This window comes from Halorubrum rutilum, from assembly GCF_024494565.1.
This window is the reverse complement of the sequence record NZ_JANHDN010000007.1, coordinates 158,343-170,299: the sequence shown is the minus strand read 5'-3', so window position 1 is coordinate 170,299 and position 11,957 is coordinate 158,343. Positions and strand designations below refer to the sequence as shown.

The 11,957-nt window shown below is 69.2% G+C and carries 11 protein-coding genes; 9 read left to right on the top strand and 2 right to left on the bottom strand.

The genetic code is table 11. The features are described from left to right. Positions 1 to 14 precede the first annotated feature (14 nt). The 5 genes from acs to NO900_RS14790 all read left to right on the top strand — a co-directional run bounded on the left by acs (position 15) and on the right by NO900_RS14790 (position 5,184). The gene (acs, locus tag NO900_RS14810; protein WP_256409566.1) at positions 15 to 2,009 is read left to right on the top strand and encodes an acetate--CoA ligase; all 1,995 of its coding nucleotides are present in this window, start codon (positions 15 to 17) and stop codon (positions 2,007 to 2,009) included. Between the two features lie 112 nt (positions 2,010 to 2,121). After that, the gene (locus NO900_RS14805) at positions 2,122 to 2,625 is read left to right on the top strand and encodes a DUF4212 domain-containing protein (protein ID WP_256409843.1); all 504 of its coding nucleotides are present in this window, start codon (positions 2,122 to 2,124) and stop codon (positions 2,623 to 2,625) included. Then, positions 2,622 to 4,349 (top strand): VC_2705 family sodium/solute symporter, encoded by a 1,728-nt coding sequence (locus tag NO900_RS14800; RefSeq protein ID WP_256409568.1) that lies wholly within the window; start codon positions 2,622 to 2,624, stop codon positions 4,347 to 4,349. The genes NO900_RS14805 and NO900_RS14800 overlap by 4 nt, the downstream gene beginning before the upstream one ends. Before the next feature lie 3 nt (positions 4,350 to 4,352). Further along, on the top strand, positions 4,353 to 4,814 hold the full coding sequence (locus tag NO900_RS14795; protein ID WP_256409569.1) for a universal stress protein: 462 nt from the start codon (positions 4,353 to 4,355) through the stop codon (positions 4,812 to 4,814). A gap of 112 nt (positions 4,815 to 4,926) precedes the next feature. Beyond that, entirely contained in the window at positions 4,927 to 5,184 is a 258-nt protein-coding gene (locus tag NO900_RS14790; RefSeq protein WP_256409570.1) for a DUF8119 family protein, read from the top strand. A gap of 21 nt (positions 5,185 to 5,205) precedes the next feature. Here the strand turns inward: NO900_RS14790 and NO900_RS14785 are convergent, their stop codons facing one another. Beyond that, entirely contained in the window at positions 5,206 to 5,973 is a 768-nt protein-coding gene (locus NO900_RS14785; protein ID WP_321169229.1) for an MATE family efflux transporter, read from the bottom strand. 325 nt (positions 5,974 to 6,298) lie between these two features. On the opposite strand from NO900_RS14785, the gene NO900_RS14780 reads away from it, so the two are divergent. Beyond that, entirely contained in the window at positions 6,299 to 6,493 is a 195-nt protein-coding gene (locus NO900_RS14780) for a cold-shock protein (RefSeq protein ID WP_256409571.1), read from the top strand. A 116-nt stretch (positions 6,494 to 6,609) separates the two neighbouring features. After that, positions 6,610 to 7,179 carry a hypothetical protein gene (locus NO900_RS14775; protein WP_256409572.1) on the top strand — a complete coding sequence of 190 codons (570 nt, stop codon included), beginning with the start codon at positions 6,610 to 6,612 and terminating at the stop codon, positions 7,177 to 7,179. Positions 7,180 to 7,214: 35 nt separating this feature from the next. Here NO900_RS14775 and NO900_RS14770 read toward each other — a convergent pair whose 3' ends face one another. Next, positions 7,215 to 8,192 (bottom strand): oxidoreductase, encoded by a 978-nt coding sequence (locus NO900_RS14770; RefSeq protein ID WP_256409573.1) that lies wholly within the window; start codon positions 8,190 to 8,192, stop codon positions 7,215 to 7,217. A gap of 180 nt (positions 8,193 to 8,372) precedes the next feature. Here NO900_RS14770 and NO900_RS14765 point away from each other — a divergent pair, with 180 nt between their 5' ends. Then, positions 8,373 to 10,847: a DNA topoisomerase VI subunit B gene (locus tag NO900_RS14765; RefSeq protein WP_256409574.1), complete on the top strand. Its 2,475-nt coding sequence runs from the start codon at positions 8,373 to 8,375 to the stop codon at positions 10,845 to 10,847. Then, positions 10,848 to 11,933, top strand: a complete 1,086-nt coding sequence (locus NO900_RS14760; RefSeq protein ID WP_256409575.1) for a DNA topoisomerase IV subunit A — start codon at positions 10,848 to 10,850, stop codon at positions 11,931 to 11,933. Positions 11,934 to 11,957: the final 24 nt, after the last annotated feature.

Below are 11,957 nucleotides of genomic sequence, written 5' to 3'. Positions count from 1 at the left end.
GATACGACCGTACCATGACAGAGGGTGACGGTCAACTGGAAGCGAGACTGGAGGAGCAGGAGGTGTTCGAGCCGTCCGAGTCGTTCTCGGCGCAGGCCAACGTCTCCGACCCCGAGATCTACGAGGAGTTCGACGAGAACTGGCCGGAGTGCTGGGAGGCCGCGGCCGACCTCCTCGACTGGGAGTCCGACTACGACCAGGTGCTGGACGACAGCGACCCGCCCTTCTACGAGTGGTTCACCGGCGGCGAACTGAACGCGTCGGCCAACTGCCTCGATCGCCACCTCGACGAGCGCGGCGACGAGGCCGCGATCGAATGGGTCGGCGAGCCGGTCGACGAAGACGATCGCACGTACACGTACGCGGAGCTCCACCGCGAGGTGAACGAGTTCGCGGCCGCGCTCCGCGAGCAGGGCGTCGAGGAGGACGACGTCGTGACGATGTACATGCCGATGATCCCGGAGCTGCCGATCGCGATGCTGGCGTGCGCCCGCATCGGTGCGCCCCACAGCGTCGTCTTCGCCGGCTTCTCGGCGGACGCGCTCGCGACGCGGATGAACTCCGCGGACTCGGAGTACCTCGTCACCTGCGACGGCTACTACCGGCGCGGCGACCCCCTCGACCACCTCGACAAGGCGAACGAGGGGCTCTCCGGCGTCGACCACGACACCACGACCGTCGTCGTCGACCGGCTCGGCCCGAACGGCGACGACTTCGGCCACGAGCTCGGCGACGACCAGCTCGACTACGGCGACCTCGTCGCGGACCACGAGGGCGCGGCGGTCGAGCCGGTCACCCGCGACGCCGAGGACATGCTGTTCCTCATGTACACCTCGGGGACGACGGGGGAGCCGAAGGGCGTGAAACACACGACCGGCGGCTACCTCTCGTGGGTGTCGTGGACCTCGCAGTCGGTCCTCGACATCAAGCCGGACGACACGTACTTCTGTTCGGCCGACATCGGCTGGATCACGGGGCACTCCTACATCGTCTACGGGCCGCTCGCGCTCGGGACGACGACGATGATGTACGAGGGGACGCCCGATCACCCCGAACAGGACCGCCTGTGGGAGATCGTCGAGGAGCACGAGGCGACCCAGCTGTACACGGCGCCCACGGCCATCCGCGCGTTCATGAAGTGGGGCGAGGAGTACCCCGACCGCCACGACCTCTCCTCGCTGCGGCTGCTCGGCACGGTCGGCGAGCCGATCAACCCGCGGGCGTGGAAGTGGTACTACCAGCACATCGGGAACGAGGAGTGCCCCATCGTCGACACGTGGTGGCAGACCGAGACCGGCGGGATGATGGTGACGACGCTGCCCGGGATCAAGGACATGAAGCCGGGGGCGGCGGGACCGCCGCTGCCCGGCCTCGACGTCCAGATCCTCGACACCCTCGGCGACGAGGTAGAGCCCGGGAAGGCCGGCTACCTCACGGTACAGAAGCCGTGGCCCGGCATGCTCCGGACGCTGTACAACAACGACGAGCGCTACATCGAGGAGTACTGGGCGGAGTACTCCGACACCGACAGCGACGACCCCGAGGACTGGGTGTACTTCCCGGAGGACGGCGCGAAGATCGACGAGGACGGCTACATCACCGTCCTCGGTCGCGTGGACGACGTGCTCAACGTCTCCGGCCACCGGCTGGGGACGATGGAGATCGAGTCCGCCATCGTCGGCGTCGAGGGCGTCGCGGAGGCGGCCGTCGTCGGCGGCGACCACGACATCAAGGGCGAGGCCGTCTACGCGTACGTGACGACCGAGGACGGCTACGAGGGCACCGACGAGCTCCGCGACGCGATCGTCGCGGGCGTCGAGGACGCCATCGGCCCGATCGCCCGGCCGGAGCAGGTCGTGTTCACTCCCGACCTGCCGAAGACGCGCTCGGGGAAGATCATGCGCCGCCTGCTGGAGAACATCGCCGACGGCAAGGAGCTCGGGAACACGAGCACGCTCCGGAACCCGGAGATCGTCGAGGAGATCCAGCAGAAGGCGACGGGCGAGTAGCCCAGGACGTCCCGTTTTCCGAGTGACGAACGAGAGACGGAGCGCACGACACCGGACGTAAATATCACGATAAAATCGCACAGACGGACCACGACAATACACACCACAACACATGACAGACGATAGCTCACGAAGTTCGGACGGCGCAGTCACCGACGGTGGCCGCGCGGCGGACGACGCGGCCACCGATGGGGGTCGCGCAGCTGACGACGCGGCCACCGACGGCGGCGTCGCCGCGACTGCGGCACAGGAGCACAGCGACACCGACTACCTGGGTGCGGAAGTGAACATCCTGAACCCGAGCACGCCGTACATGCGCGATCACCTCCGCATCGTCTGGACGGGGTTCGCCGCCTGGGTCCTCGCGGTATGGGGGCCGGTGACCCTGACGCGGCTCGCGCCGGGCCCGATGACGAGTCAGATGCCGATCCTCCAGTTCCCGCTCCACTACTTCCTCGTCGCGTTCGGGGCGCCGACCAGCGCGCTGATCCTGGCGTTCTGGTACTCGCGAAAGCGGGACGCGCTCGACGAGAAGTACGGTATCGAACACGCGACCGTCACGGAGACGGGCAGCGGCGCTGACGTCGCGGCGACCGACGGAGGGACCGACGAATGACGGCGAGTTCGCTCCTCCTACAGAGCGACCTCCTCCCCGAGGCCCTCGACATCTCGTTCAAGATCGGGCCGGCGCTCCTCGTGATCGGGATGCTGGGGCTGTTCCTCACGATCGGGTTCGTCTTCCGCGTCGCCGACACCGACGACATGTGGGTCGCCGGTCGGTCCATCGGGAACGTCGAGAACGGGATGGCGATCGGGGCGAACTGGATGTCGGCGGCGTCGTACCTCGGGATGGCGGCGTCGATCGCACTCGCGGGGTTCTACGGCCTCGTGTTCGTCGTCGGCTGGACGACCGGCTACTTCATCCTGCTCATCTTCCTCGCCGCGCAGCTCCGCCGGTTCGGGAAGTACACGGCGCCGGACTTCGTCGGCGACCGCTTCAACTCCGACACCGCGCGCGCCATCGCGGCCGTGACGACGTTCCTCATCGGCTTCGTCTACGCCATCGGGCAGGCGAAGGGGATGGCCCTGGTCGGCCTGTACATCTTCGGTAACTACGGCGGCCTCATCCCCGGCCTCGACGGGTACCAGGTGATGGTCGTCGCCATGATGGTCGTCACCGTCGGCTACCTGACGCTGTCCGGCATGCTGGGCGCCACGAAGAACCAGGCGGTCCAGTACGTCATCCTCATCCTCGCGTTCGTCGTCGGGCTGTTCGTCGTCGGCTACACCAACGGTTACTCGACGGTGCTGCCGCAGCTCGAGTACGGCGCGCTGATCAGTCAGCTCGGCAGCGAGTTCTCGGAGCCGTTCGCCACGTCGAGCTACTACCTCTGGGTCGCCACGACGTTCTCGCTCATCGTCGGCACCTGCGGGCTCCCGCACGTCCTCGTCCGGTTCTACACGGTCGAGAGCGAGCGGACGGCCCGCTGGTCGACGGTCTGGGGGCTGTTCTTCATCTGTATCCTCTACTGGAGCGCCCCGGCGTTCGCGGCGTTCGGCACCGACCTCTACTCGCAGAACGTCGGCGCCACCTACGGCGACCCCGGCATGACGAGCGCGGCCAGCGAGGTCATCGTCGTGCTGGCGGCGCAGCTGTCCGGGCTCCCGGACTGGTTCGTCGGCATCGTCGCGGCGGGCGGTATCGCCGCGGCCATCGCGACCGTCGCCGGGCTGTTCATCGCCGGCTCCTCGGCGATCAGCCACGACATCTACACCAACATCATCAACGAGGACGCGACGCAGCGCCAGCAGATCCTCGTCGGCCGCCTCTCGATCGTCGCGCTGGGCGCGCTGACGACGCTGGCCGCGCTGAACCCCGCCTCCTCGATCGCGGCGCTCGTGGGCTACGCGTTCTCGCTCGCCGGCTCCGTGCTGTTCCCGATGTTCTTCCTCGGCATGTGGTGGGAGAACGCCAACCGGCAGGGCGCGCTCGCCGGCATGACGACCGGGCTGACGCTCTGGTCGATCCCGATGATCAACCAGATCGTCCCGACGTACATCGGCTCGCTCGAAGCGCCGCTGTCCGCGGGGCTGGCGCAGTGGATGCCCGCCATCGGCTCGGCGCTCGTCACGCTGCCCATCGTGATCGTGGTCACGGTCGTCGTCTCGATGGCGACCGACGAGCCGTCGCTCGAAACGAAGCGTATCGTCCGGCAGTGTCACAGCCCCGAACCGATGGGGCAACAGCAGACGGCCGAGGACGTCGTCGCCGCGGACGGCGGTGAGGACGTGGCGACGGATGGCGGCCGCGCAGCGGACGACGCGGGCGCGGAGGAGTAATCCATGTACGAACGCATCCTCGTTCCCACGGACGGAAGCGACGTCGCGGAGGCCGCCGTCGACCACGCGCTCGACCTCGCCGAGAAGTACGGCGCCGAGGTCCACGCGCTGTACGTGGTCGACATCGACTCCGTGAACTTCAGCCTCGGGACCGAACAGGTCGATCGGCTCAAGCAGGGCCGGTTCGACGAGATGGGCGAGCTGAAAGAGCAGGCCGACGAGGCGACCGGCGTCGTCGCCGGCCGCGGGGCCGAACGCGACATCGACGTCGTCGAACACGTCTCGGGCGGGCGGCCTCACAAGGTGATCGGCGACTACGCCGAGGACAACGGGATCGACCTCATCGTGATGGGGAGCCACGGCCGCGCGGGCGTCCGGCGCGCGCTGCTCGGGAGCGTCACCGAGCGGACGCTGCGTTCGACGCACGTCCCCGTCCTCGTCGTCGACTACCTCGACGAGGACTGAACCTCGACGGGGACCGACTCGGGGCCCGCCGCCCGTCCCCGCCTCGCGTTCGCCCGGTCCCCGACCGATCCGCTATCGGTACACCCACGTACTCCGACCGACACGCTCGCCCATGACCGAGACAGATCCGATCGACGACCCGGACGAGGAGGGCCCCGTCGACCGCGTCCGATCGCACGTCAGCGAGAACCGGGGCGGTATGCTCCAGGACCTCGTGTTCGCGATCGCTTGGGTGACCGTCGTGTCGCTCCTGTACGACTTCGCGTTCGCGAACACCCCGCAGTGGGTACTGTACATGTTCATGCTCGCCGGGATCCCGGCGTACTTCGGCTTCTTCCTGTCGCTGGAGATGGCGAAGCGGCAGCGGTAGCCGCGGCGCCCTCGCCTCCCCTCAGTCGTCGAGCGCCTCGACCGAGTCGTCCGGGTCCGCTCCGCCGTCATCGTCGACGGCGTCCGCGTCCGGTGCGACCGCGGCGCCGTCGGATTTCCCGACGACGCCCTCCGTCCACGTCCCGCGCAGGAACCACGCCGCGCCGACGGCGAAGGAGGCCACGGCGGCCGTCGCGTACGCCCACCACAGCCCGACGACCCCCCAGTCGAGGCCGACGTAGCCGACCCCGATCGAGGGGACGTCGACGGGACCGACCGCGACACCGCCGAGCGTGACCCCGACCGCGCCGAACGCGAGCAGGGCGGCGAGGGGGATCCGGACCGCCCAGCGCGAGAGCAGGGAGAGCGCCAGCGCCGCCTTGGTGTGGCCCGCGCCGCGGAACGCGCCCTGTATCACCATGAGCCCGCCGAAGAAGGCCCACGACAGCGCGATGACGCGGAGGAAGACGACCTCTTCGCCGACCGTCGCCGGGTCGTCGATGAAGACGCGCATCGCGGCCGCCGGGAAGAGCCAGACCGCGCCGCCGGCGACGCCCAGCAGCGCCATCGTTCCGAGCGTGGCGACGCGGGTGACGGCGACGGCGCGGTCGGGCGTCTCGGCCCCGAGGTTCTGTCCGACTCCGGTCGCGGTCGCCTGCCCGACCGCGCCCGTTACCGACCACGAGACGGACATCAGCCTGACGCCGATCCCGTAGGCCGCGGTCGCGGCCGGGCCGAACCGCGCGACGAGCGCCGCCACGAAGACGGCGGCGACGGCCTCGGTGCTCACCCGCCCGACCCAGAACCTGCCCGCGAGGCTGTACAGGGCCTAGAGGAGGTTGCCGAGCACCAGCGGCTACGCGAGGTCGAACAGCTTCGGGGCGATCGCCCCCGCCGTCATGTCGACCCGGGCGTCGTCGTTTCCCACGGCGAGTCCCGTTCGGGGGAGATCGCTCGCGACCTAACGCTTCGGGACGGTGTCGACGCGTCGGGTTCCTCCTCTCGTAGACCCGGAAAAACCGTTTCAAAGTTTTTACCGGCCAAACGCGTCCGAACCGGACGCGCTGGGCGCGCACGCAACACTTATGGCCCAGTCGGGAGTGGTTCCGGGTGCGATGGCGACAGGCAAGGTCGACTTCTTCAACGACACCGGCGGCTACGGATTCATCGAGACCGACGAGGCTGACGAGGACGTGTTCTTCCACATGGAAGACGTCGGCGGCCCCGACCTCGAGGAAGGCCAGGAGGTAGAGTTCGAGATCGAGGAGGCGGAGAAGGGTCCGCGCGCGACCAACCTCACTCGGCTGTAGCTCGCTCGGCCGTACCCGCGACCGGCGACGGCGGACAGCTCTCGAAACGCGTTCCGCGTATATGACTCGGCGAGCGGCGGCGCCGGAATTTTGGTCGCCGCGCCGCGAGGGCCGACATGGAGACCGACGGCACCGGCGACGGCGATCCGGAAGTCACCGATCTCGACGCGTTCGTCGCCGAGAACCTCGACCGCTACGCCGAGACGCAGGGGGTCCTCCCCGAGCGGCTCGACGAGTTCGGCGAGCGGTACCGGTCGCAGGGACACCTGACGCGCGAGGGGCTGTACGAGATCGCCTACGAGTCGTCGACGCGGAGCGCGTACCACGTCGAGGCGAACCCGCCCGAGCGCTGCCGGGAGGTGACCCGCAACGCCCGCGCAGTCGACGGCGACTTCTCGACGCTCCGCCTGATCACGGGGCTCTCGGGGTTCAAAGCGCCGACCGCGTCGTGCGTCGTCGCCGCGCTCGACGGCGACCGCCACGCGGTCGTCGACACCCGCGTGTGGGCGTCGCTGGAGCGGCTGGGGTACCTCGACGGGCGGAAGGAGTCGTTCGACGCCGCCGACTACGTGACGATGATCGGGCCGATCCGCGAGATCGCCGACGAGACCGGCCGCCGGGCGGTCGACGTGGGGTACGCGCTGTTCGCGCACGACGCGCACGTCCGGGACGGGACGCTGCACTGACTCGTCCGGCGGCGGTCCGGCCGCGTCGGCCGCGGCTACAGCGGGAACTCCACGCCGGTCGCCTCCTCGGAGTACTCCCAGAGCCTCCGGGCGTCCGCGCGGTCGTAGGAGGCGTCGTTCGACCGGCCCACGGTCGGGGTCCCGCGCATGTTCATGACGCCGCTCGGCTCGACGTAGGCGCCGCCGTCGACGTCGGCGGTCGCGGCGTACAGCATGGGGAGCGCGCCCGTCGCGGGGTCCTGCCCGAGGACCGCGTTCGCGGCCGTCATCGCGACTTTCATGAGAGGGTTGCCGCTCTCCTCCGCGGTGCGGTGCTGGAGGTTCGTGGCCGCGTAGCCCGGATGGCAGGCGACGCTGCGGACTGCGAGGTCGCCGGTCGCGCCCTCCCCGTCGCCCGCGTCGGCGTCGTCGATCCGGCGCTGGAGCTCGTAGGCGAACAGCAGGTTCGCGAGCTTGCTCCGGCCGTACGCCTTCCACTTCCCGTACGAGCGCTCCCAGTTGAGGTCCGAGAAGTCCACCTCGCCCTGCTCGTGGGCGCCCGACGACTGCGTGACGACGCGCGCGTCGCCGCCGACGCCGTCGGCGTCGTCGAGCAGCGGGAACAGGCGCCCGGTGAGCGCGAAGTGGCCGAGGTGGTTCACGCCGAACTGGGTCTCGAAGCCGTCCTCGGTCTCGCTCCGCGGGATCGCCATCACGCCGGCGTTGTTACAGAGGACGTCGACCGCGTCGTAGCCGTCCTCGACCCCCTCGGCGAACGCCCGCACCGAGTCGAGGGAGGCGAGGTCGCACTCGCGGACGTCGAGGTCGAGGTCGGCCCGGTCGGCGGCGCTCTCCCGTCGGATCTCGTCGGCGGCGCGCTCGCCGCGCTCGACGCTCCGACACGCCATCACGACGGTCGCGCCCCGCTCGGCGAAGGCGCGCGTCCCCTCGTAACCGAGCCCGCTGTTCGCCCCGGTGACGACGACGGTCTTCCCGTCGAGCCGCGGCATCTCGTCCGCCGTCCAGCCTGACATGACCGTTCGGAGGGGCCACGCGGTGAGAAAGCTGTCGGCCGGCGAACCGGTGGATACCGACCGGAGCGGAGCGAGCGGCCGGACGTTACACCGACACGAGACAGCGTCTAACGCCGGTATCTACGTTCACCGCGCTGGCGGTGCGTTTTTAACTGCCTCGGTGGAAGGGAGGGACACCGAATGACGTCCTTCCAGTCGACGATCGGCGACGAGGAGGGGATCGCGGAGGAGCTGGCCGAGGGCCAGCGCGAGATCTCCATCGCCGAGTTCTTCGAGAAGAACAAGCACATGCTCGGGTTCGACTCGGGCGCCCGCGGCCTCGTCACCGCCGTCAAGGAGGCGGTCGACAACGCCCTCGACGCGACCGAGGAGGCCGGCGTCCTCCCCGACATCTACGTCGAGATCGAGGAGGTGGGCGACTACTACCGGCTCGTCATCGAGGACAACGGGCCCGGTATCACGAAAGAACAACTTCCAAAAGTTTTCGGGAAGCTCTTGTATGGTTCAAGATTTCACACTCGTGAACAAAACCGCGGTCAACAGGGGATCGGGATTTCAGCGGCCGTGCTATACTCGCAGCTGACGTCCGGCCAGCCGGCGAAGATCACCTCGCGCCCGAAGGGGCAGTCGCGGGCGCAGTACTTCGAGCTCATCATCGACACCGACACGAACGAGCCGGAGATCAAGGCGGACGAGGAGGCGACGTGGGACCGCCCGCACGGCACCCGCATCGAGCTGGAGATGGAGGCCAACATGCGCGCTCGTCAGCAGCTCCACGACTACGTGAAACACACCGCGGTCGTCAACCCCCACGCCCGCATCGAGCTACGCGAGCCGGGGCTCGACGAGCCGATGAAGTTCGAGCGCGCGACCGACGAGCTGCCGGCGGAGACGACGGAGATCCGCCCGCACCCCCACGGGGTCGAGCTCGGCGCGTTGATCAAGATGCTGGAGGCGACCGAGTCGTACTCCGTCTCCGGTTTCCTCCAGGAGGAGTTCACCCGGGTCGGCAAGAAGACGGCGGACTCGGTCATCGACAACTTCCGGGACGTGTACTACGGCCGCGAGCTCTCGTGGACGCCGCCGCGCGCCCACGACGACGGCGACGTCGCCGCCGCGGTGCGCGAGGCGGTCGCCAACAAGGGGAAGGCGGCGACCGCCGACTTCGCCGAGGGCGTCGCCGAGACCGTCGCGGGCAACGACCGCCTCAGCCGGTCCGAGCTCGCGACTATCGTCGGGAACGTCGCCGACCGCGTCGAGGGCGACACCGGCAAGACGTTCGGCGGGACCGTCCGCGAGAACGCGGTCGACGCCGCGTGGCGGGCGGTCACCGGGGTTGACGCCGACGGCGACGCGGTCGGGGGCGCCGGAGACGCGGACGGTGCCGACGCCGAGGACGACGAGACCGCAGCGTCGCCCCTCGTCGCCGACGCGTACGCGCTCGTCGACGAGGCGACCTCGACGCGGAAGGACGACGCCGCCGTGCGGGCGATGGCCGACGCGCTGACGCGTCGGTTCCTGAACCTCGACGGCGACGCCTTCCGGATCGCCCGCGACGACCTGGAGCGGCTCGTCGCCGACGCGGCGGACTTCGTGGCCGAGCAGCACGACGCGACGTTCGGCGAGACCGCCCGCGAGAACGTCGTCGAGGCGTTCTGGTCGCGGGCGCGAACCGTGCCCGACGACCCGCCGAAGGTGCGGTCGATCGCCGGCGACCGCGACGCGTCGGCCGACCTGCTCGACGCGATGCGGACCACCGACATCCTCGCGCCGCCGACCGACTGCCTCGCGCCGATCACGGCCGAGCTCGTCGAGGCCGGGCTCCGCAAGGAGTACGACGCCGACTTCTACGCGGCCGCGACCCGCGACGCCGAGGTCCACGGCGGCGACCCGTTCATCGTCGAGGCCGGCATCGCCTACGGCGGGTCGATCCCGTCCGAGGGGTCGGTGGAGCTGCTCCGGTTCGCGAACCGGGTCCCCCTGGTGTACCAGCGCGGCGCCTGCGCGACGACGGACGTGATAAAGGGGATCGGCTGGCGCAACTACGGCCTCGACCAGCCCGGCGGCTCCGGGCTCCCGAACGGGCCGGCCGTGATATCGATCCACGTCGCCTCCACGAACGTCCCGTTCACGAGCGAGTCGAAGGACGCGCTCGCGAACGTCCCGGCGATCGAAGACGAGATCGAGCTCGCGGTGCGGGAGGCCGCGCGGGAGCTGAAGTCGTTCCTCAACAAGCGGCGCTCGATGCAGCAGCGACGCGAGAAGCAGGACGTGCTCGGGCGGATCCTCCCGGAGATGGCCGACAAGGTCTCGGAGGTGACGGGCCGGCCGCGGCCCGACATCGACGGGGCCCTGGCGCGGATCATGAACAACGTCAGCGTCGAGCGCGAGGTGTCGGACGGCACCGTGACGCTGGTCGTCGAGAACCACTCCGACGTGAACGAACAGCTGGAGATAACGGACATCGTCTCGGCCGAGCCGACCGATCCCTCGGACGGGACGGTGGTCGACATGGACGGCGAGTGGTTCGTGCAGTGGAAGCCCGAGGTGCCCTCGGGCGACGAGCGGGAACTGACGTACGCGGTCGACGAGGACGCCGAGTTCGAGGTCAGCGTCGGCGGCGTGGAGACGGAGAAACTCACGGTGAACGCCTAAATGACGACCGAAAGCGACGCACGAGACGAGCTGATCGACCTGGCCGCGGACTTCTACGACCAGTTCGCCGCGGGGGACATCCCGGAGATGACGCTTCCCACGCGGACGAAGAGCAACATCGAGTACGACACGGAGAGCGGCGTGTGGACGTACGGCGACCGCACGTCGACGCGCAGCGCCAACTCGGTGCGGGGCGCGCGCAAGCTGCTGAAGGCGGCGTACACGATCGAGTTCCTCGCGAACCAGCTCGACGAGGACCGGTCGTCGACCCTCCGGGAGCTGTACTACCTCTCCGAGTCGTGGGACAACGACGAGGCGCAGTTCAAGTCGCAGGACGAGTCGAACGACCTCGTGGAGGACCTCGAAATCGTGACCGGCGTCACCCGCGAGGACTTCCACATGCGCCCGGAGGAGTCGGGCGCGACCCTGATGGGCCCGCTGGAGATCCGCGAGCAGACCCGCCGGGGCGAGCGCGAGATCCACTGCCAGGAGGACGTCGGCGAGGGCGGCTACCAGATCCCGAACAACCCCGACATGATCGAGTTCCTCGACGACGACATCGACTTCGCCCTCGCGGTCGAGACCGGCGGGATGCGCGACCGGCTCGTCGAGAACGGGTTCGACGAGGCGTACGACTGCCTCGTCATCCACCTGAAGGGCCAGCCCGCGCGGGCGACCCGCCGGATCACGAAGCGCGTCCACGACGAGCTCGGCGTTCCGATCGCCGTCTTCGCCGACGGCGACCCGTGGTCCTACCGGATCTACGGCTCCGTGGCGTACGGCTCGATCAAGTCCGCGCACCTGTCGAAGTACCTCGCGACCCCGGAGGCGCAGTTCGTCGGGATCCAGCCCGAGGACATCGTCGAGTACGACCTCCCGGCCGACCCGCTCTCGGACTCGGACGTGAACGCCCTCGAATCCGAGCTTGACGACCCGCGCTTCCAGACGGACTACTGGGAGGAGCAGATCGAGCTCCAGCTCGACATCGGGAAGAAGTCCGAACAGCAGTCGCTCGCGAGCCGCGGGCTCGACTTCGTCACCGACACCTACCTCCCCGAGCGGCTCGGGGAGATGGGCGTGATCTGAGGGGACGAAGACGGCGAACCGACG